Origin of the sequence: Photobacterium aquae, from assembly GCF_001029445.1 — a bacterium.
In the GTDB taxonomy this organism is placed as follows: Bacteria; Pseudomonadota; Gammaproteobacteria; order Enterobacterales; family Vibrionaceae; genus Photobacterium; species Photobacterium aquae.
Genome location: NZ_LDOT01000021.1, coordinates 60,483 through 82,690 on the forward strand (window position 1 = coordinate 60,483; position 22,208 = coordinate 82,690).

Here is a 22,208-nt window from a genome sequence, read left to right on the forward strand (position 1 = left end):
AAATTGAAGATTTTATCGTGATGGATTAAGACATTGATTGAGTATGTCTTCATTCATTCGATGTAAAACGCGCTTATGTATGGCAAGCGGGTGTCTGCTTGTATTGAGATAAGCGAATCCTTGCTTTTGGTGGATTTATATTATTGTTTTAAAGCGTATTTTCAAACTGTTTGGAGAGGATTTCTGTTACCGGGGTCGCAAAAGAGATATGAGTAGGATTGAGGTTTTGGGAGGGTGTTGAAACAAGGCTGAGGCCAGGTGGCATCAGCCTAGGGGAAGCGTTAGGTTATCGGGAGCGAGGTGTCTCGATGGCCTGCCGGGTAAAGCCGTGGTTTTGGTTGAGCAGGTTTTCCGCCGTCGTGGCATCGCTGCCAGTGAGGATCATGACAATCGCTGTTTTGCAGTGGTTGCCACATTGGTTAAGGGCTTGCTCGGCGCAGGCTCGGTCGCAGCCGGTCGCTTCCATTACGATGCGTTTTTGCCTTTCAACCAATTTGGCGTTGGTCGCCTCAACGTCCACCATCAAGTTGCCGTAGACTTTGCCGGTTTTGATCATCGCCCCGGTGGTGAGCATGTTCAGTATTAGTTTTTGCGCGGTCCCCGCCTTCATTCGTGACGAACCGGTGACGACTTCCGGGCCGACCACTGGGGTGATGGCAATTGCGGCCTGCTCTGTCATGGCACTATGTGGGTTGCAGCTGATACTCGCCACGACAGCGCCTTGCTGGGCCGCATAGGCCATTGCCCCCAAAACATAAGGGGTGCGGCCGCTGGCGGCGATGCCAACCAGCACATCACGGCTGCTGAAATCGATAGCTTTGAGGTCGTCTTGTCCGAGTTGGTAGTTGTCCTCGGCGTTTTCGACAGCTTTTAATATGGCCGGATGGCCACCTGCGATGAGCCCGACAACAAGATTTGGGTTAGTACCATAAGTAGGCGGACACTCACTGGCATCGAGGATGCCGAGTCTGCCAGATGTGCCCGCACCGACATAGATCAGGCGGCCATTGTTGCGAAAGGCATGGGCGATGGCATCTACGGCTTGGGCGATGGCGGGCAATACAGCCTCAACGGCAAGGGCAACTTTTTGATCTTCGCTGTTGATGACCTTGAGCATGTCGAGGGTTGTTAGGGTATCGATATCCCGGCTGGCCTCGTTACGGCTTTCCGTCACCAGCGTGGTTAAATCAATCATGCGTGGGTATCTGTCTATGAGTCGTGGGAGATGCCTTAGGATAATACAACAAGGTGGGGATGGATATGGGTGGATAGATATGGGTGGATAGATATGGGGTATGGATATCCCCGGGCCGTTTATGCCCGGGAATAGGGTGGCTGGTGGGCTGATGCCTATTCGGCAAGCCCCCCTCGGGTAAGGTTGGCAGGGTCAAGCAGGCGGGCGAGTGTTGCCCGATCTAGATCCGTTTCTTCCTCGGCGACATCGATGATTGCCCGGTTTTCTTTGTACGCTTTTTTGGCGATTTCAGCTGCCTTTAGGTAACCAATGACCGGGTTGAGCGCGGTGACCAGAATCGGGTTTTTCGCCAGTGCAATATCGAGCGTATCCTCACGAACCGTAAAAGTGGCAATGGCCTTGTCGGCCAGCGCGGTTGCGCTGTTGGCAAGCAGGCTAATGCTTTCCAGCAGATTGTGGGCAATAACAGGAAGCATCACGTTGAGTTGGAAATTTCCAGACTGGCCAGCAATGGTAATGGTGGTGTCGTTGCCGATCACTTGGGCGGCGGCCATTGCGGCTGCCTCTGGGATCACCGGATTGACCTTACCCGGCATGATTGACGAGCCCGGTTGGAGCCCCTGCAATTCGATTTCGCCAAGGCCGGCAAGTGGGCCTGAATTCATCCAGCGCAGGTCATTGCTGATTTTCATGATTGCCACGGCGGCTGTTTTGAGCTGCCCAGACAGCGAGACGACAGCATCTTGGCTGCTAAGGCTGAAGAAGAAGTTTTCGCTGCTGCCGAAGTGGATGTGGGTAGCTTGTGACAAGTTGTCGGCAAATGCAGTCGCAAAACGGGGATCAGCATTGATCCCGGTTCCCACGGCTGTACCTCCTTGGGCAAGCGCCTTGATGGCATGAAGGCTGTGCTCGATGCCTTGGCAGGCATGGTCGATTTGATATTGCCATCCGCCGAGCTCCTGCCCGAATGTGACGGGCATGGCATCCATCAGATGGGTCCGGCCAGTTTTTACTATGTTGCCAATATTTTCCCTTTTGCTGGTAAGACGTTGGCTCAGGTGGTGCAATGCCGGTAGTAATTGCTTTTCAACAGCAATGGCCGCACTGACCTGAATAGCGGTGGGGATCACATCATTGCTGCTCTGGCCCATATTGACGTGGTCGTTGGGGCTGACGATATTGCCGAGCTGTCGGCTGGCCAAAGTCGCAATCACTTCATTGGCGTTCATATTCGAGCTGGTGCCTGAACCCGTTTGGAAGACATCGATGGGGAACTGGTCGTTGTGCTGTCCGTCGATGACCTGTTGGGCGGCATCGACAATGGCTGCGGCTATGTCTCCTTCTTGCAGGCCCAGCTGGGCGTTGGTCAGGGCGGCAGCCTGTTTGATGTAGCCCAGTGCTTGAATGAATGCGATTGGCATCGAGTGGTGGCTGAATTGGAAGTTGTCGACGGCACGTTGGGTCTGGGCTTGGTACAGTGCCTGCTCAGGTACGTGTACGTCACCCATGCTGTCCGTCTCGATGCGAAATGTTGTTGTCATGGCCGTTCCTTTTGTTCTCGTTTGTTATTGGTCTGTCTATCTATCCCAGCGGGGTCTGAACGCGCTGCAACTGCTGCTGTAGCGAAGCGAAGTGCTGCGCGCCATAGTCGAATTGATCGTAGAAGCGCTTGAGGTAGATCAGAGGGGTATAGATGCTATCAAGGCTGACTCGGCGGAAGATCATGCTGCGGGTTGGGTCTTCGATTGCGTCCAGTAGGGCGAAGTAGACCTGACGCAAAAATAGTTCGCATAAGAGCCAATTTTCATGTTCGGCCTCCTGCTCATGGCTGGAGGCGAGATTGATGCCGCTATGGATGAAATCGTAGATGATATCCGGTTCGAAGCCGATGCTAGGGCCTCGGTATGCCAGGAAACGGTCTTTTGCTTTGAAGTAGCTATTGTAGAGCGCTGTGTTATCCGGGCTGGTCATCGTCTTCTTTGTCATTGTCGCCTTGGTTGTTAATGATAATTATTATCAAATGAAGCAAGAGTTAGCAATCATTGATTATCATTTATGTGCAGAAAGGAGGATGGGTACAACAGGCAAGAACACAGGAATTAAGCGAAGGAAAGCAAGGCTGAGGAGAATAAGGCAAGGTACTACCTTGCCTTGTTGTGTTATGTCTTGATGGAAAAATGGCGGTATTAGGGCGTTAAAATGGGATCACAGCTCAAATTCAGGCTCTTTTTTTCTGCTGTTATGTAAAGTGCCGATATACAGCAAGTTTTGCTGGCCGATGCCTCGCATGAAATACGATTGGCATACTGGGCATTGCAATTTTTCCTGTCCTGCGGTGGCGAGAGATTTTTCATGCCATAACCGTCTTACTCTTGTGAGTCCATCGGTGTTGCTGCATTCCGGGCAACGAATAGGTACTCGCATAACTGTCCTCCTGAGCGCACTTGATTTGTCTATAAATTAACCAGAAGTTCGATGGTAAAAAATTGATATGCGTCAGGGTTCGTAATTTATTAAATCCCTGATGGGAATGATTTGTGAAATGTGTGCGCTTGTACGGCTTATTGATGTTTGCAGTACATGTTTTGCGTAAATTAAACCGCCTTGATAACAAGGCGGTTTTGGGTGGTTTCCGTTAGGCCTTGGGATTCAAGATGAAGACCGTACGCTTGCTGTGTTCGCCAAACGTGTATTTGGCTTTCCTCTGCACATCTTGAAGGCTTATACCTTGTAGCGTGTCATCAATGTTCAAGAGCTTGTCAATGTCATAACCGTGGATAAGGTAGCGAGAATAGATCAAAGTACGCATGTTGGGATCATTGGTTGCCTTTTTTATATCGGCAAGTATTTGCTTGCTCGCGGTGTCGACTTCCTGTTGGGTGATAGTGTGGATCAAACCATCGGTGAGCTTACCAATCTGTGCGTCTATCTTGGCCACATCCGTCGGGGCCAATTGCGCTTCGATGCACCAGATTGCATCGTTTTCGCTGTCTTTCATGGCTGGGTATATGTTGGGTTGATAATCTAATCCAGCATCTTCGCGCACCAGTGATAAAATCCGTGCCGTGCTGATCCGCGAAAGGAGATCTTCGACAAAAATATCTTTCGTTGTGCGCTTTTGCGGCTGCAAGTTGGCAATGTACATGAGGTACAGGGAAGAGGATTCTTGGCTTTCATCGAGAACAAGCCGATTGGGAAGATCTTTTTTGTAGCGGGGGGAATACGTCGTGGTTGGAGTCTGCTCTAACTCGATAGACGCCACATACTTGCGTAATAACGGGATGATTTCGTGTGGTTCCAGATCTGCCACAATCACCATTTTCATACCGTGATTGTGTTTAAACAGTTGGTTATGCACGGCTAAGATCTGCTCTGGCGTGACACTCGCGACCTCAGATCCTGAGATAAGGCGATGGTAGCTGTCAGAGGTGTAGAGTTTTGCATTGGCAGATTGCGCTAGTTTTCCGAGCGGCGAGTGAAGAAATACCTCCCGATTTTGGATAAATTCGTCTTTTGCGGCTTCCAACTGACGTGGGTCAACCTTGATGTCGGTGACGGCGTTATACAGAACGGCGAGCGCATCGGCAAAGTGCTGCTTGTCGCTGACAATATGCAGGCCATTTTGGGTTAAGCCTAATAGTGGGGAAATCGCGATATTCCGCTGGCGTAGGTAGCTGTCAAGCTCGGTGCCCGATAGCTTGCCGAGCCCGCTGCGCATCGCTGTTGCAAAGGCAAGCTCTACTGCAGGGTAGAGTGACTGCGTCAGCGAGGCTTTGCCCCCTTCGCTGGCATAGCTGGCAAAGATACGTTTTCCGGCTGTTTTGTCTTGTTGAAACCAAACGTCGATGCCATTAGACAGGGTAAATACGATAAACCCACCGGCGTGTTTGCGGATATCAAGAATTTGGCCGTCCCCACTCGGCTTGATAAAGCCATCTGATGTTGCCGTTGTGGCCAGTATTTTTTCACCGTCTTGTGCGTAGGCCCGGTTTAGCGTGGTGAAGATGTCGGAAAACTGCTGTTTGGTTTCGTTGGGCCCCATGCCAATAACAAATGCTGGTTGAGCAGACAGTAGACTTTTCAAGTTTTTATTTGCAGTTTTCAGCGTGTTGTTCTTAATGAATTTAGCGAGGCTGGCGCGAAAATCCTCTTTCGACTGACTGACGCTGTTCTGCTCTAATTCGAAGACACGATGATCGACATAATTCATTGGGGTGCGCTGATCCCAATCGCTGTTGATATTATTCAGGTCATTTTCGAACCCCGCCATAATGGTGGCGAACTCGTCTTGTGTTACGCCATGATCGCGGAGCGAGGTAAGGGTTGAGATAAATAGCGCATGCATTTTCTCGCGTAGTTCTGGCGCGAACGATAAGTCAGCCGTAGAAAGACGGCTATAGTTTGAAAACAAAGGCTGCGCATAGCTGTATTGGAACGGCATGGCGCTATCTCTCAAGACAGAAACAAGTCGTTGTTGTATGAGTTGTGCGCTGAGGGTGTCGTGCCAGGCTTGGTGTTGCTGTTGGCGGGTTTGCTGGCTGATGAAACCCCTATCAATGGTGTAGTGCAGGCTGGGGGATTCGACCGAGCTGCTGGGCAATATTTCATTGCTTGAGTTGACGGCGAGATCGCGGTGTTTCACCAGTTTGGTTTCGTTATTGTTTTGCCAGTTGGCAAATTGTTTTTTGATGTTTTCGGAAAGTTGTTCTACATCGACGTCACCCGCAACGATGAGCTCGGCGTATTGGGGTTGATACCATTTTTGATAGAAGTTTTCCAAACCTACAGCCGTTGCGCCCTTAATGGATTCTGGCGTACCGAGCGGATCATGGTCGGCATAGCGAGTGCCCGCGATTGAGGCTTCGTAGGCGTTGAGGGAGAAAGGTGCGTCGTTTGGCCTTGTTCGTCGCCATTCACTCATGATCACACCCTTCTCGCTAGTGACTTGGCTTGGTTCGAACTTGATACCATCGCTGATATCACGCATCCAGGTCAGGGCTTGGTTCAGCATGTCGTCGTTGGGCAGATCCAGTTTATAGGTCGTTTGCTGGTAAGAGGTGAATGCGTTTATATCTGCACCGAAACTCCCCCCAGATTGCTCAAACATCTTAATAACATCATTGCCGGAAAAGTGTTGGCTGCCGTTGAAAGCCATATGCTCGATAAAGTGGGCATAGCCTTTCTGTGACGGATTTTCCTGAAACGAACCGACATTGACGACCAAGCGTACCGAAACTGCCTGATCGGCCGTTGGGTAGATATGATACTTCATTCCATTCGGGAGTTGGTCGACGTGCCAGTTGGGATCGGCCTTAAGGGGGAGGGAGGGGGATGTCAGGGAGCAGCCAGTGAGAGCCAATGCGCTCAACAATATAATTCGCATGATACATCTCTTTATGCGGACAAAAGAAGATTGAGTATGCGATATAGTTGATAATGAATCAATTATGCCTTTAAAATCAATAGCTAATGATGTTGATTCTTTGATGTATGCGGTTCCGGCCTATAAAGGCCGGATCGCTGTCTTACTATGATGGTCGACAAAGTGAGCCGCGATTATTGATAATCGTAGGAAATGCCTGCGTAGATACTGCGACTTTTCATTATGTAGTCATAACTTGTTGCTACATCATCACGCTCTTCATCCGTAAGATTGGTCATACCAAGTTTAAGTTTGAGGTTTTTTATTACTTCGTATTGCGCGCCTAGATCCAGTGTGTTGTAAGCGGCTGATTTTTTGTCTGTCCGAAGATACTGAGTGCCTGTGTATTGGTAGGCCAGGTAGGTAGACAATGTATCAATTGGCTGCCAACTTACTTGTATGTTTGCGGTATGCTTGGGGGTTAAGGTCAATGTTTTGTTGGTGGTTTCGTCTGTTGCATCGGTATACATATAGTTACCTGACAGGCTGAGTGAATCTGTGATATCAACCCATGCCATGGTTTCAATGCCGCGTACTTGTGCTTCGTCGACATTGAAGTAGGAGAGCTCGGTTGCGACGCGATCCCATCGTTCGGCTTGGATCATGTCTTTGATATCATTGTTAAACAGGGTGAGTGATCCGCCCCAGTAATCGGTTTGATAACTGGTGGCTAGCTCATAGCTAACGGCAGTTTCGGCTTTCAGATCAGGATTGCCCACAACGGTACAGGCACCTCGGCAGGCAAGCACTGCATAGTCTTTGCTGTATTGGTTCAAGCTAGGTGCTTTGAAGGCCTTGCCGATCCCCCCTTTGACCACCCAGTTGTCCGTTAGGCTGTATACCGTATAAATCCGAGGACTGAATTCACCACCATAGATTTCATGGTCGTCAAAGCGTCCTCCCAAGGTGATTGCCAATCCGCCGATTTCGAACTCATCTTGAATATACAGTGCCGAGCGGTTGTAGCTTACGTTACCATTGACGAGTGTTAGGTTATTATCTAGCTCTGTCACGCTGTATTCTGCGCCACCGGTTAAGAGGTGAGAGCCTAGATAGCCTGAGAGCTGGCCATCGACAATGTGGTTGGTTTGGCTAATATCGCCTACCGCCCCGTTTAATTCCGAATCATCCTCAAGGTCGGCATTTTCATAGCTATAGCGAAAGCGTGAATCGAACTGCGACCAGTAGCCATTGTGGATAAAAGCGGCATTGATACGGTCTAGTTTTTGAATGTTAGTGACAGCTCGCCCCCAGTTATTCCAATCCGCATCCCGGTCATCTTGGCTGTACAGCAATTCAATATCCATATCTTGCTGATCGGTGATGAGCCATTTCAGCGTGGTGAAGATATTTAACTTGTCGCGCTCTTCTAATATATCGGTCTCTGGATTGAGGCTTTTATCGGTGCGCCATGCATCACGCAGGCTCTGTTCAATGATCAAGTTGCCTTGCAATGTGTTAGGGATCAAAGACCCGCTCGCGTAGAGATCCCAGCGATGCGTATCGCCACCGCTACCCTCTGTTGGGCCATCATACTGATAGCCAATGTTTGCCTGTGTATTGTCAGAAGGCTGCCGAAGAATAACATTGACGACCCCGCCAAGGGCATCGGCCCCATAAAGTGACGACATCGGTCCTCTTATAATTTCGATACGGTCGATGGCAGACATAGGAATGCTGGATAGGTCGAAGTCGTTGCCGTAGGCGCTTGTCAGGGCATCACGAGAATTTATCCGGCGGCCGTTCACCAGTAGCAGGGTGTAGTCGGAATCCAAACCACGGATTTTTATTTCGTTGCGTCCGTAGGTTGTGCCGGGGTTGATGTTGATACCTGGCAGTGTGCGTACTGCTTCGGCGACATCACTGACCGCGAGTTTATCCAGTTCTTCTCGGGTGATATAAGAGACTGAGGCTGGTGCCGTGAGCTCGGGATGTTTGGTTTGACTCGCGGTGACAACCATGACTTCATCGGTTGCTGTGCCAGCCTGTACGGTAATTGAAGACATAAGGCTAACGGCGAGCATTCCGCAATAAAGAGAAATGTTGTTAGCACTTGGTTTTTTAGACATTTCCACGTTCCTTTGTGAATTGAATGCAAATGGTAATCGTTTGCAGTTAGATCATCAACGAAGGGGCGGGCAATATCACGGTAAAAATGAGATGTTACTCGTATTGTGCGAATGTTATGAAATGTGAGTGCATAAAGGCCCTTCATGGTGAAGGGCCTACTGAGTTAGGCGGGGGGATAGTACGTTATAGCTGTAAATGGATGTGATCATCATGGCGAACGGCACCACAGCCATGAAAGCGGATACGGGGGTGTGATAAGCCCAGTCGTGTTCGAAGATGCGGTTCGATGAATACTTTACCGATATTGGGATGGCTGACGATGACGCTAATCAGGTTGCGGTTGAGTACTTCGTCAAACTTCAGGTTGGGGTAAGGAACGCCCAGTGTCAGGTATTTGGGATAATCATACTGGAAGTACCCGTGTGCCTTGCAAAAGGCCGTGGTGTCTTTTTCATTGTTGTGTGGGTTTTCAAAAATACCGTAGCCGCTGCGTGAAGGTTTATGCGGTGTCGCTTTGCCGTCAGCCGTGAGATAGAAGAAGCTAAGATCGACCTTGCGTCCGTCATGGTGGCTCAGGTGGGGCAATAGTGGATAGTGCTTGATAAATGGAAATCCGGCGTCCAGAAAATTAACAACCGCGGTTGGATGGCGCTGCTGAAATTCGGTACTGATTTCCGCCAACACGGAATTGAGTTCCGGCGTGACATATTGGCGGTTAAGGCCGTATGTCAGCCAGTAATTGGTTGGTTTTAGCTGGGATGTGATAGCAATGGGCTCGCGGCCAAAGTAGGGGGCAACGTGCGGCACAATGGCAAAAGTGAGCAGGGTGTAAAGAGCAACGTTAAGCGTGAGTTGTACCGCAACTCCCTTGAATGGTAAGAATCGACACATAACGAGTGCGAGTAAGAAGCTGATAGCCCCAATTTGGGTTGTAACCGCCAGCACCAAAAAAATAATGATGCCGATTACCGTTTTAGCCATCTTGCCTATCATATGAAAAATTCCGTTGTCGTTAATTTGGGCTATGTTCTGTTTTTTGCCAATGCTACCAATTTAACGGAATTTATTCGTCATCTCTTTGAAAGTAATGCAGATTTAAAAGGGGGCGTAGGCAAATTTCCTGTGCATTGAACGAAACCCTGTAAAAAAGCCCCAGGAACGAAAGTTACCGAGGGCTTTTTAGTGAATATCTGATATATGTGTCGGATAAAATGCAGAAAAGGGAAGCAAAACATTCCCTTCTGGGTATTACCGGTACATTAACTGCTTAGCAGCTGGGTACTGGCAATACTGCGGGTTATTCACCGCAATCGGTGCAGCTTTGTAGGGCAATTTCATGTTCGAAAACAAGTTTGCCTTCAGCTGCCATAAGTTCTGCGATCTCTTCAGTGACTGCTTGCTCGTCATCAGCTTCAACTTCATTCTGAGCTAATTCTTCTTCTGAGTAGCCGTAGTAGTTCAGTAGCAGATATTCACGAGCATTTTCATCAGTGCAAGTTACGTTTACAGCGAAATCTGGTTCTACATCGCCTGCCGCCATTAGTGCAGATACTTGCTCAACGATTTCGTCTTTCATTTCAGCTGTCAGCCAGCCAAGATCCGTATCTACTTTGGTCTTTTTGCAGTTAAAACAAGGCAGTTTGTGGAAGTAGTATTGAAAATTTGCCATTGGTGTTGTTCCTAATCATGGTTTGAGCACCGATTATGCTGATTTTAGTGATAAATACTAGAGTAAAACTGAAAAGGAGTTACCTGTACGCTTTCTGCGAGTCTGGTGAGGAATGATAAGTTTTTAATATCAATTGGTTAAGCTGTTTGACTGGCTTGTTTTATCGGCGTATAAAAGGGAATAGTTGAGGGCCTTGTTTAGACCGAAACCGGGACTCGGGCTCACTTGGTGAGAAATCGCCCCGTACGCTGGCAAGGCCTTCAATCACTCTTAACGTTCATAATATGTAACCAATCAATCGGTTAAGCTGTTAGACTGGCTTGTTTTATCGGCGTATAAAAGGGAATGGTTGAAGACTTTGTGTAGATCGTAATCGGGATTCGGACTCACTTAGTGAGAAATCGCCCCGCACGCTGGCAAGGCCTTCAATCATTTCTAACGATCATAATCCGTTGTGTAACTGCTATGATTAAACATAAATTAATATTATTGCTTGTTCTCTTTCGTTACCTTTAAGGTTATATGATTATTTTATAGAACATAATGTTTTTTAATTACCTATTTTAGTTATTCTATTTTATCACCAGTAAGTTATTTTTTGGTTTTTTCCAAGCTATCTTTATAAACATCTATTAATTCCATTCTAATAGCTATATCTCATAATGTTTATTAATGCTTTTTGTTTTTGTTACAAAAATACCCTGTTTGTAATTGTTCCTGTTTTATTTATAATAATTTATAGCTCTATAAACATTATTTGTTTATCTACTATTCATCTTCAAAGACACATTTCAGAACCATTGGATTGGCCCATCCGATGGGATCAGTTGTGATGTATCTGCCAGTATTGGGGCTGTTGAGTAGCTCGATGGATGGACTTTGCCCAATATTAAATTTTACATCGGTTTCAGTTTTTTATATTGGTAAGAAGCTTTAGCCAAAAAGTCGACAAGACCATATTTATCTTCCCATGAATCTAACATAAATCTTGCATAGGAAGGCATATATTCCCGAGGATTTAAAGATACTAACATTTTTTCAATTTCTACTCTAATTTTTTGAAGCATAGGAATTGAAAGATCAGCGTCTTCTCCACGCTCATGTTTTTGAATAGCATTATCAATTTCATTTAAAGCCCTTCTGCAAAGAGCTTCAACTTTTATCGTATCTTTATTTGTCATCGATGTTTCCTATTTCCTTAAATATATTAGTTATTTGCCCTTCCATGGCTTGCAAGTAAATATCTGCCGGCTAATATAATGTGTTGATTTTTTTAAAATTGAGCTGCTGCTTTACCTCTCAAAATTGGTGTCCCCGGTTTTATTGGGAACTGTCTAAAATTAGTTATTTCATTCCAGTTAGGAGGTAATGCTAAATTTTCTCGATTGATTGTTGGGTCGAATGAACCATCTTTCGCTCTCTGGAACTGAATGGTTCCAGCCTCAAAATACTCTAAATATTCTATCCGTTTATCTCGTGGAACCTTCATACGGCGAAGATATTCTGAAGTCTCTCGAGTACCGTTATGAGGATGACTCAGTCTATTCACCGACATGCATACCCAATGATATAGTGTAGCTCCAGTGGGTCGACCCAGTCGTTGGGGTTTTGGTACATATTGGGTGTTATTGATTCCGCCGGCAAGCCCGATGGGGTCAGTTGTGATGTATCTTCCAGTATTAGGGCTGTAGTAGCGGTGGGTTGGTGATTTCCGCGTACTGGAGGCGGATTGTGTCGTAGGCATAATATGATACTGGGGGTGATGGTAGAGATCTGATACAGCTCGATCAATGGGCTATTGCACGGTAAAGAAGCGGCTAAGGGAAGTAATAAACGTGGACCTGCGTCGAAGCTGCAATAGCAGATTGAACAGGTAAGGCTATTGCCAAGAGCTAAGCCGCAATTTGTGATGGAAATGCTAGATACAGTGATCTAATAAGCCGTGCATTAAAAATGTCCACGAATGCGGGCTTGAAGTAAAAAATATTCAAATGATTTCTGAGTTTTCACTAAAAACGCTTAGTACAGGTAGATCACTCCATGCAGAGATAAATGAATACTCAATAAATTCATGCTCATCAGCCTCTACGATAGAACAAATTTTCCTTACTTTTTCAGATTCGGTCAATACTTTAATGTGGCACAAATCAACGCCTTCAGGCGAATACGACTCAACCCCAACTACACCTTTAAAAATAAGAGTATGAACTTCGTCTTGCCAATCTTTTAGAACAACCGTCACAACATCTGATTGAACAGAAAACTTTGTAACCTGCCCATCAGATACATTTAATTCAGAAATTATCATAATTAATACCCTGGAAAAATTTCTCTTGATAGAAAACCAGTACCACTTTCTGGGAGGGAGCCTTCTGGTTTTGACTTAAATATTTACCCTTGTTTTCTTGCTTGGCTCCAAGAAATAATATGTGGCTTGGTATCAATATGAAAATGCTCACCGTGATGACGAGGATTATAACCTGCTTTAATCATGAGGGTGACTTTCATGTCGTATTTTAGTGCTAGAGTGGGCATCCATGTGGTTCGCACTGTACCGTCAAGTGTTGTGCCTATCTTTTTAGGGGAGCCGATCAAAGAACTCATTTCATCGGCAATTTTAGGGAATGCTCCACTCTTTGTAACATTACTGCATACACTAACAAGCTATCGTAGTAGTAGAAGCCATCCTACGCTAAGAATGCGATAAACTTACTCCAAAACTCATCACCCAACACTGATTCACTATCTAAGTTCAAATATTCACCCAGTTCAATGCAGCTAGTTTTATCAACGTTTTTAGGTAAAACTCCTAGCTGTATCAGTTCAATAAACAAGCCTTCAAAGGCAATTTCTGGCTCGTTGTGTTCTATATAATGGACAATTTCACTAACTGCATCTTCACAAAGACTACCCAGGCACAAATCTAAAATCGCCTGAACTTTTTCTTTTGCAATACTAATGTCTATGAATTCATTCATGCTAAATCTCAACTTAAGGATTAACTGGTGTATTGGTTGGATATGCTATAGAAATCTTACCTGCATATTTTGAAATAGACGGATATAAATCAACAGTAACATCAATACCATCCCTTGTACCTTGAATCCGATCAGCTCCCCAACGATCAGGGGTAACCTTAGATTTCGGATCTAATCCTTCGATCTTGATCGTAAATTGTAATCCTGTTCCGTTTGAACCCGTACCTTGCGTCATGTGCTTCCTTTCTCTGGCCGTTCGCGAATGGTGTCTACTTTTGGTTTTGCGGACTTCATTAAATGCAATAATCAGGCCATATTTGATGATGCTTAAGTCATTGATATATTGATGTTTGAATAGGTGTTTAGTTGAGTTTGACGCGGGGTTTGACAATGTCGGGCAATATCTTGCTTGGCGCGGGCAATATCTTGCTTGCCGGGCAAAAAATTGCTCATGCTGGGTGGATAGATTTTGGGGGGAGAAGGTAGGATGACCGGATAACTTAGATACGGCAATCTAGAGACAAAAACGCCCTGCAATTGCAGGGCGATGGTTAGTGAGTTTTGGGGTATCTCTAGAGCAACAACAGTTTGGCTGTGCCTAGGAAAGCAAAGAAGCCGACCACGTCGGTGACGGTGGTGAGTACCACAGAGCCAGCAAGGGCCGGGTCGAGGTTGAATTTGTCCAGTGCAACCGGGATTAGTACCCCGAACAGGGCGGCGGTAATAATATTGATGACAATACCGACCGCGATAACGGCACCGATAATCGGATCTTGGAACCAAAGACCAGCCATCAGGCCTATTAGCACCGCCCAGAGCACCCCGTTCAGAAAACCGATACCGCATTCATTGCGTAGCAACGACCAGCGGTTACCGGCGGTGACCTGGTTGAGGGCCATGCCTCGGATCATTAAGGTGAGGGTTTGGCTACCGGCAATGCCGCCCATTGATGCGACGATTGGCATCAGGATGGCCAGTGCGACAACCTGGGCAATGACATCCTCGAACAGGCTGATGGTCATCGAGGCCAGCACTGCAGTGAGCAGGTTGATCCCGAGCCAGACGGCACGCTTCTTGGCACTTTTGGTGATGGGGGCGAATAGGTCATCCTCTTCGCTCATACCGGCGTTGGCCATCAGAGTGCTTTCGTAGTTTTCCCGCATTAGCTCAAGGGCCAGATGAAGGTCAATATCGCCGACAATCGCATGGTTTTCATCGACGATTGGCAGACTGAAGCGCTGGCTGTGTTCAATCGCCTCGACTGCCTCGGTCAACGAGGCATCGTCTTCTAGCACCGGGCAATCGGTATCGGCGAGGGAGCTCAGTTTGTCGAGCGGTTCGGCTTCCATCAATTGCTGGTAGTTGACGGCCCCGACGAACCGTTTGCTACGGGTAACCACATAAATCGGTGCCGGGTAGTGGTAGCCGTAGCGTTCGAGCAGGACCTTGGCTCGTTTTACAGAGATACCCTGCGGCAGTGAAATCACCTTGGGATTGGCATAACGGCCGATCTCTTCATCGCTGTATTGGTTGGCGCGATCAAATAGCTCGAGATCTTCTTTGCTGAGCATTTCGATAGCGCGGTCGATGATCTCCTCGGGCAATGAGTCGGCCCACTCGATCAGCGAAAGGTTGTCGATTTTTGCCAGTACCAGATTCAGCTCGGCTTCACTGAGTGATTGGATCACCCATTCTCGGGTGTCGGCGCGCATCGCTGTCAGGACATCGACGTGATCGTTGAGGGGAAGCTGGCGCCATAGTTCCATACGCTGGTCAAGCGGCAGGGCTTCGAGCAAGGTGGCGAACGAACCGGCTTCGAGTTGTTGTATTTCCGGTTCGTTGAAAATCAGTCGCTGTTCGTCAACGTCGGCTGACGATATACGTTCAATGAGAAGGCTTAAATCTAAAGTGTGGCTCATGCATGTATCCTTGTCGCCATCTGTTCCTGGCGGCCGAGCGGGTCTGTGCGTATTAATTTGTTATTGTGCGGTGGGCGATGATTGCCCGGCGCCTACCATACCATTTTGATAGGGTTTTTATGACTGTTTCTGAAGGTATTTCTTTGTCTTGGTTGGAATTTACCGTGGATATTCATATAAAGCACTTTACGAGCAGGGTGAAGCAGTTATCATGTCGGCGTGGGTGTATTTAGCCTTAAATTTTTATAAATCATTCGTTTACGGTATAAATCACCGCTGATTGATAAAGCAGGAAAGGAAAATGACAATGAAGTTAACCAAAGGTGTTTTGGTTTTGGCTGGTTTGGCGTTGCTGGCTGGATGTGAAGAAGAAGAAACAGAAGTGATTGAACCGGTAAATATCCGTGGCTATATCCAGAAGACGAATATCGACAAGGGTTTTGTTGAGGTCTACCCGGATCGCCAGCCTGCAGGGACAACGGTACGGTTTGATATTTCGTCAAAAATTCCTGTTTACTTTGTGAAAAACGGTGGGGGCGAGGTTCCTCTACCGATTAAAGATGGCGTCAGCCAGATGAAAGGCCTGTTAGGTGGGGTTTTCTCTGAGTTTACCGTGATTGATGACGATATCTCATATTTTCGGGATCCGGCCAAGCCGGGTAACCAGAATGACTGGCAACAGTCGAGCAAGCTGAACCAGTTCTATGCCAAACATGGTATCGAATATGGGTTGGTATTCGCCGAAGGGACGGCTTTTTGGGATCCTGAAATGGAAAGCGATCCTGAAAAAATGTGTGCCAATGCCTCTTCCGCACCTTATAACGGCGGCCTGTCCATTGAGATTGACCCGAATACCGGCTTGTTCAGCACCGATCATGTCGCTTGGGTAAATTTGGGCAATGGTCAGTGCGAGTGGGACTCCGATATTGTGATCCATGAGATGGCCCACAACCTCGGCCTGTTCAACCACTTTGAGCCCTACTACGGCAAATGGTCAACAGCGGCCGAGCAGGTGATTCGGAACCTTTACAGCAACCCGGCGGGCCTGACACCGGAAAATATGCTGATCGTCGAATAATCGCGTGAGGCAAATAGGGTAATAAAGAAACGGTGCAGTGATGCACCGTTTTTTGATCATGCTGGGATCCTTTTCGGGTACTCACTATTTATGTTTGGCTTCGTGGGGCTATTTTACGTAAAAATATCAAGAATAAATCGGTGTTGGCACCCAGTTGTGACGTTGTCACCTAAAATGATTGTATATCTCATATAAAACACCCCGCGTTAAGCGGGGTGCTGTTATTTGGCGGTGTTTTTTAGCCGAACATCAGGGTGTAGAGGTAACCCGCACCGATGGCCATGCCCAGAATCACGGCCAGGAAGGCGGCAATCATTTGGTTTTTGAAAATTGATTTCAGCAAAATCACCTCTGTCAGACTGGCTCCTGCGCTGCCGATGATCAGTGCCATTACCGATCCCATTGCCATTCCTTTCTTTACAAGTGCCGCACTTAGCGGGATCACTGCCTCTGCTCGGATATAGAGCGGAATACCGATAACCGCCGCAACAGGAATCGCATACCAGCTGGCGTTACCTGCGTATTTGGCAATCAGATCCGTTGGAATAAAGCCGTAGATGAACGAGCCGATTGCAATGCCCATTAGCAGGTAGGGCAAAACTTGTTTGAAGTCTTTCCACGTTGCCCGCCAGATCCGCAGCCAGCGGCTCTCCTCTTTTACATTGACGCTGCTTGTATCACAGCATGCCGTAGCTGCTGGGGCAGCTGTTGTGCAGCATGATACTGGTGATGCAGATGAGATGGTTGCCTGTGCCAACGCCATGTCAGGTTTTGGGCTGCAGCAGCTGCCAGTATCTACAGGGGCTTTGGTAACGGGTTTCTGCTTGCTATCACCACAGGTGCTACCGCAGCTTGAGGCCGAACCGGACTCATAGGCTTCCTTGCGGACGTAGCGTTCAAAGCCGAGTTTTTCGAGCACGAAACCAGCTGATACGGAAACCAACAGGGCAACCAGGAAATAGAATACGGCGACCTTAACGCCAAAGGTGATGACAAACAGGCCAATGATCACTGGGTTGAGCAGTGGGCTGGCAAATAAGAACACCAACATCGGGCCGAATCCAGCCCGGGCGCGCAACAAGCCTTTGAGGAAAGGGATGGTCGAGCACGAACAAAATGGTGTGATGGCACCGAGTAGGGCGGCAACAATATAGCCTTTGCCTTTTTTCGAACTCAGGATTGACTGGATTTTCTCGGGTGTCAGAAATTCCTGTAATACGCCAACCAGATAGCTGATGGCGAGGAAGAGAACGGTAAGCTCGGCCGCAAGAAACAGAAACATATCGGCTGCTTCTTTGAACATGGTAGTCATATCAGGGCTCATTGGGATTTCCTATAACTAATATTTCGATATGTGTCGAAATATAAGCCCGAGCTTCTTTGTCGTCAAATATTAATTTCGATAAAAATCGAAATGTCTGCCAATTTAAGAGTATCAATTTGAAATATAAGGCATTAAATTTTTACCCTGACAGCAGGGATGGGGGGCGTGGATCAAAGATAAAGTGATTGCGTGCAGAGTGTGGTTGAGCTGAGAAAAAGGCAAAAAAAACCTCACCCGGAGAGGGGTGAGGCGTGTGAAGCTACATGACTGGTGAAGGTAATCGGTACGTATACCCAATTTCATTTAGCATGCCGACAACAAAGATAGTGGAAATACAATAACCCCAAGGGGTTTAAGAGAGATTAGATCATCGTTAGGTCAGGCTCCCCGCCGAAAGCGGGGAGCAGTCGTCTTTACAGGGCAGACTCTTTGATACAAAGAACGTGGTATTTACCGCCTTCTTTCTCAGCCCCTTCGGTTTCGTGTTCGAAGCCAGGGAATTCGTCATCCCATGCTTCCAGTGCTTTCAGGTACTTGATCTGGGCACTGTTTTCGCTACCGAAGTTCTCACCGCCCATTAGCATTGGGATGCCTGGTGGGTAAGGGATCACAGAGTGCGCTGCAACGCGGCCTTCAAGCTTATCCGAGGCAACCATCTCTACGTCACCGGCAACAATGTGCTGGTAGGCTGTACGAGGTTTCAACTCGATTTCCGGTAGGCTTGAGTACGCTTCGTTCAATACCTGAGCAGGGTTGTGACGAACAAGGTATTGGAACATACGGTCACCAAGGTCACGCAGGCCTAGGCCTTTGTAAACTTCCGGAGCGCTCTCTACCAATTCAGGCAGGATGGTTTCCAAAGAAGCATTGGCATCGTAGTGACGCTTGAACGATAGCAGGGTGTTAACCAGTGTATCGCGCTTACCTTTGGTGATACCCATTGAGAACAGGAACATTACCTGGAAGTCAGTGGTACGGGTCGGAACGATACCGAAACGGCCAAGGTAGGCACTTACTAGCGCCGCAGGTACACCTTTGTCAAGGAACTGACCTTTGTCATCTAGGCCTGGAGTTAGCAGGCTGACTTTGATTGGGTCAAGCATACACCAGTTGTCGTCGACATGGTCGAAGCCGTGCCACTGGTCGCCAGGGTGTAGCTTCCAGTTGTCCTGTACGGTCATTAGCGATTCAACAGAGGCGTCTTCGAACTTCACTTTCTCGCCGTTGGTTTCGGTAACGATTTCCGCGTTCCACGGCTTGAAGAACCAGTCACCGTCGGTTGTGTAGTCGTTGAACAGCTTACGAACGTTTTGGCGGAAGATAACAGCCTCGCGGATCACTTCGCTGGTCAGGGACAGGCCGCTCTGGCCTTTCATCATATTGGCAGCTACGTCGTTAGATGCACAGATCGCATATAGCGGCGATGTTGAGGTGTGCATCATGTACGCTTGGTTGAAGCGGTCGAAGTCGATAGCGTCTTCACCGTTGCGCACGTGGATGTAAGATGCCTGAGACAGTGCGTTCAGGAGCTTGTGTGTTGAGTGCGTTGCAAATACGGTTGGGCCTTGGTGGTCAGAGGCGTCACCGCGCATTGCGAAGTGTCCTTTGTAAATCGGGTTGAAGCGAGCGTAACCGAACCATGCTTCATCCATGTGGATGCGGTTTGAGCTTTCGGAAAGCAGTGATTCTGCGTGTTCTGAGTTGTAGCACATACCGTCGTAGGTACAGTTGGTCACAACGGCGTAGCGAGGTGATTTGCCAGCAAAGTCTTTGGTCAGCTTGCCTTCGGCAATGCGCTGTTCGATAGACGCAGCTGCCATGGTTGATTTGCTGATTGGGCCGATAATGCCGTAGCAGTTGCGGCTTGGTGTCATGTAAACAGGGCGGGCACCGGTCAGGATCAGGCCTTGCTCGATTGATTTGTGGCAGTTACGGTCGATGATGGCGATATCATCGTCTTTCAGACACGCCTGCATGATAGTACGGTTAGAACCAGAGGTACCGACAATACCTGAGTATGACTGGTGAGCGCCGAAGATCTTGGCAGCTTCAGTTTCGCTGTCTTTGAATGCGCCGGTGTGGTCAAGCAGGGAGCCTAGCGAGGCACGTTCAATACCCATATCTGAGCGGAACAGATTTTCGCCGTAGAACTGGTAGAACTGGTTGCCTGCTGGTGTTTTGGTAAAACCGATACCGCCTTGGTGGCCAGGTGCTGACCATGAATATTCATGAACGTCGTTGTACTGCATCATGGCTTTCATTAGCGGCGGCAGAACTTGTTCGCGGTAGCGTTTCATCGCGGCAACAATACGGCCGGCAACGAAATCAGCGGTGTCTTCCAGTACGGAGTAACATTCGTCAACACGTTCCATCAGTTTGCGGTTGGCAAGGATGGATGTGCGCTCGCGTTCAGCTAGCAGGAATACAGGTACTTCTGGCTGGCGGTCTTGCAGGCTGGTTAGAAGATCGATTTCGTCATTGGACTGAAGGATTTGCTCTTCAGATTTGTCTAGGGTCAAAACCAGGCTGTCAATTTGAGTCGCCATAATCACAGCTTTTGCATCTTCGTATGACGTTGCTGAGATAATTTCAATTGAACGGTCAGTTAACTCATCGATAAGGGTACGTGTTGTACGACCGGCATAGCTGCTCGCATCGATGCTTTGCGGCTCTACAACCAGAGTGCGCATTTTGCTGAAGTTGTTGCTCATAATAATTACCTAATAAATCTTATGCAGGTTGTGCTAGGTTAATTTCAGCGTCAACTTGGATGGTCTTAATAATTACATTTAAGAGACCAGGCAGTGTGTTAACGTAATTTTGTTGCGGGTTATTTATTTTATTACCCTCAATAAATAACCCGACTTATTTTGTATAGGACTAAATAATAGTTTCTAGATTAACAAGAGATAATGTTGGCTAAATTTACTTATCAATTATGCTTCTGCTTCTTTGTTTACATCTCGTGCCGCAATAAAGCCATAGAAGATATAACCAAATAGAGTCAGGATAGTACCGCCGAATACTGCATCTGCACCACAGGCGTACACACCGTAAATACTGTAAACAACACCCAAAGTACCTACTGTTGCACCCAGTTTATATTGAGATGGGCTGACTTTATTTTTACGCAACATGACTTCAAGGCCAGTCATAGACAGAATATAAGGAACCATGTTCACGAATACCGCCAAGTTCAAGAGTGCGTTGAACTGATTAACCAAGTTAGGCGAGATAGTCATCATAGCCAGCAGTAGCTCGGCCACAAGCATAATGGCCATACCAGCAACGGGTGCGCCGTATTTGTTGGTTTTTGCAAAAATCTGAGGGAACAGATTTGATTCAGCAGCCGCTTTCGATACTTGTGAGTTAGTGAACTGCCAGCCTAATAGCGAACCAATACAAGCGATTACGGCTGCTAGTGTTACGATATTACCGACAGTTGGGTTGAACATGTGGCTGAACACTAGGCCAAATGGGGCGGTTGAGTTAGCCAGTTCGGCGTTAGGGATAATACCCTGAATTACAGTGGTAGACAGAATGTAAACCACGGCCGCGAAACCTGTGCCGAACAGTACGGCTAGCGGTACGTTGCGCTCTGGGTTTTCTACTGCATCGGAGTTAGCGCCAGCAGACTCAATTCCCAAAAATGCCCATAAAGTCAATGCGATGCCAGCTGATACTGAGTGCATTGTTGTATCGTGGTGCGGGTTCCATGCTGCCATGAAAGTTTGTGGATCGAACCACCACCAGCCAAGTACGGATAGGCCTAGAACGGGTAGGATAATACCCCATACCGTAACCGATGAGATCTGGCCGGTAATCTTAGGACCGCCGATGTTGGCAACCATCGTCAAGACAAGGATGGAAACAACACCGTAGAAGGTGTGCATCGGTGTATCAAGCCACGGAAAGAAAGGTTTGATATAACCAACAGCCGAAACGGCAATGGCTACACAGCTAATTACCAAACATACGTAGTATGTGTAAGAGGCAATGAAAAAGGATGATTTACCGTGAGCTTCTTCTGAATAAGCGGACATGCCGCCAGAGCGTTTACAAAAAGCACCGCATTTAGCAAAGGTATAAGCAATACACATTGCACCCAGCGCAGTTACGACCCATGATAATAATGATATTGTTCCGACTTGGGCCAAACTAGCGGGTAGCATAATAATACCCGAGCCCATCATGTTAACGGCAACCAAAACGGTTAAGCCGACTAATCCCATTTTTTTACTACTTGCATCGGAAGACATATATTTACCCTCAATTCAGATGCGAAAGAATAACTTCTTATTCAATTAAGAATATAAGTTTATTCTTAATTGAATAACCGGTTCCTTGGTGAACTGTCGATAAAGATCAGAATTTAAATATTATTTAGAAATCAATAATAGCTAATATGTTCTTGTGGCAGTTTATCCATTAACAAATAGTCATACGTTATTAAGACTCTATTCATTAATTATTTTTGATGTCGTTTGGAAAAGAAGTTCCGAAGCGATGGCGGCTATATTAATTCAAATTTGAAATGAAAAAACACTAAAAAT

The 22,208-nt window shown here is 47.3% G+C and carries 18 protein-coding genes and 1 pseudogene; 1 reads left to right on the forward strand and 18 read right to left on the reverse strand.

The features are described 5' to 3' along the window. Positions 1-286 precede the first annotated feature (286 nt). The 15 genes and pseudogenes from murQ to ABT56_RS14405 all read right to left on the reverse strand — a co-directional run bounded on the left by murQ (position 287) and on the right by ABT56_RS14405 (position 15,253). Entirely contained in the window at positions 287-1,195 is a 909-nt protein-coding gene (murQ, locus tag ABT56_RS14355; protein ID WP_047879575.1) for an N-acetylmuramic acid 6-phosphate etherase, read from the reverse strand. A 155-nt stretch (positions 1,196-1,350) separates the two neighbouring features. Further along, positions 1,351-2,736 carry a class II fumarate hydratase gene (locus tag ABT56_RS14360; RefSeq protein ID WP_047879576.1) on the reverse strand — a complete coding sequence of 462 codons (1,386 nt, stop codon included), beginning with the start codon at positions 2,734-2,736 and terminating at the stop codon, positions 1,351-1,353. Positions 2,737-2,776: 40 nt separating this feature from the next. Continuing rightward, positions 2,777-3,181, reverse strand: a complete 405-nt coding sequence (locus ABT56_RS14365; RefSeq protein WP_240478321.1) for a hypothetical protein — start codon at positions 3,179-3,181, stop codon at positions 2,777-2,779. 219 nt (positions 3,182-3,400) lie between these two features. Further along, entirely contained in the window at positions 3,401-3,619 is a 219-nt protein-coding gene (locus tag ABT56_RS23975) for a hypothetical protein (protein ID WP_157037860.1), read from the reverse strand. Positions 3,620-3,830: 211 nt separating this feature from the next. Next, the gene (locus tag ABT56_RS14370) at positions 3,831-6,581 is read right to left on the reverse strand and encodes a M16 family metallopeptidase (RefSeq protein ID WP_157037861.1); all 2,751 of its coding nucleotides are present in this window, start codon (positions 6,579-6,581) and stop codon (positions 3,831-3,833) included. 170 nt (positions 6,582-6,751) lie between these two features. Next, entirely contained in the window at positions 6,752-8,686 is a 1,935-nt protein-coding gene (locus tag ABT56_RS14375; RefSeq protein ID WP_047879579.1) for a TonB-dependent receptor domain-containing protein, read from the reverse strand. A gap of 184 nt (positions 8,687-8,870) precedes the next feature. Further along, positions 8,871-9,668: a hypothetical protein gene (locus ABT56_RS14380; RefSeq protein ID WP_047879615.1), complete on the reverse strand. Its 798-nt coding sequence runs from the start codon at positions 9,666-9,668 to the stop codon at positions 8,871-8,873. Between the two features lie 316 nt (positions 9,669-9,984). Beyond that, positions 9,985-10,356 (reverse strand): hypothetical protein, encoded by a 372-nt coding sequence (locus tag ABT56_RS14385; RefSeq protein ID WP_047879580.1) that lies wholly within the window; start codon positions 10,354-10,356, stop codon positions 9,985-9,987. 896 nt (positions 10,357-11,252) lie between these two features. Next, complete coding sequence (locus ABT56_RS14390; protein WP_047879581.1) at positions 11,253-11,537, reverse strand: hypothetical protein; 285 nt, start codon at positions 11,535-11,537, stop codon at positions 11,253-11,255. Positions 11,538-11,629: 92 nt separating this feature from the next. Then, positions 11,630-11,905, reverse strand: a complete 276-nt coding sequence (locus ABT56_RS24510) for a hypothetical protein (RefSeq protein WP_169753923.1) — start codon at positions 11,903-11,905, stop codon at positions 11,630-11,632. An 87-nt stretch (positions 11,906-11,992) separates the two neighbouring features. Further along, positions 11,993-12,100 (reverse strand): annotated as a pseudogene (locus tag ABT56_RS24515) (hypothetical protein); the annotation flags it as partial. A 243-nt stretch (positions 12,101-12,343) separates the two neighbouring features. Continuing rightward, positions 12,344-12,664, reverse strand: coding sequence for a hypothetical protein (locus tag ABT56_RS14395; RefSeq protein ID WP_047879582.1), 321 nt, complete (start codon positions 12,662-12,664; stop codon positions 12,344-12,346). A gap of 379 nt (positions 12,665-13,043) precedes the next feature. Continuing rightward, positions 13,044-13,334, reverse strand: coding sequence for a hypothetical protein (locus ABT56_RS14400; protein WP_047879583.1), 291 nt, complete (start codon positions 13,332-13,334; stop codon positions 13,044-13,046). 13 nt (positions 13,335-13,347) lie between these two features. Continuing rightward, positions 13,348-13,569, reverse strand: coding sequence for a hypothetical protein (locus ABT56_RS23980; RefSeq protein WP_157037862.1), 222 nt, complete (start codon positions 13,567-13,569; stop codon positions 13,348-13,350). Between the two features lie 337 nt (positions 13,570-13,906). Further along, the gene (locus ABT56_RS14405; protein ID WP_047879584.1) at positions 13,907-15,253 is read right to left on the reverse strand and encodes a magnesium transporter; all 1,347 of its coding nucleotides are present in this window, start codon (positions 15,251-15,253) and stop codon (positions 13,907-13,909) included. A 307-nt stretch (positions 15,254-15,560) separates the two neighbouring features. Here ABT56_RS14405 and ABT56_RS23300 point away from each other — a divergent pair, with 307 nt between their 5' ends. After that, positions 15,561-16,331, forward strand: a complete 771-nt coding sequence (locus tag ABT56_RS23300) for a hypothetical protein (protein ID WP_053062505.1) — start codon at positions 15,561-15,563, stop codon at positions 16,329-16,331. A gap of 238 nt (positions 16,332-16,569) precedes the next feature. Here the strand turns inward: ABT56_RS23300 and ABT56_RS14415 are convergent, their stop codons facing one another. The 3 genes from ABT56_RS14415 to potE form a co-directional block, all read right to left on the reverse strand. Next, positions 16,570-17,655, reverse strand: a complete 1,086-nt coding sequence (locus ABT56_RS14415; protein ID WP_047879585.1) for a permease — start codon at positions 17,653-17,655, stop codon at positions 16,570-16,572. Between the two features lie 413 nt (positions 17,656-18,068). Next, on the reverse strand, positions 18,069-20,366 hold the full coding sequence (gene adiA / locus ABT56_RS14420; protein ID WP_047879586.1) for an arginine decarboxylase: 2,298 nt from the start codon (positions 20,364-20,366) through the stop codon (positions 18,069-18,071). A gap of 225 nt (positions 20,367-20,591) precedes the next feature. Further along, entirely contained in the window at positions 20,592-21,914 is a 1,323-nt protein-coding gene (gene potE, locus ABT56_RS14425) for a putrescine-ornithine antiporter (RefSeq protein WP_047879587.1), read from the reverse strand. Positions 21,915-22,208 lie beyond the last annotated feature (294 nt).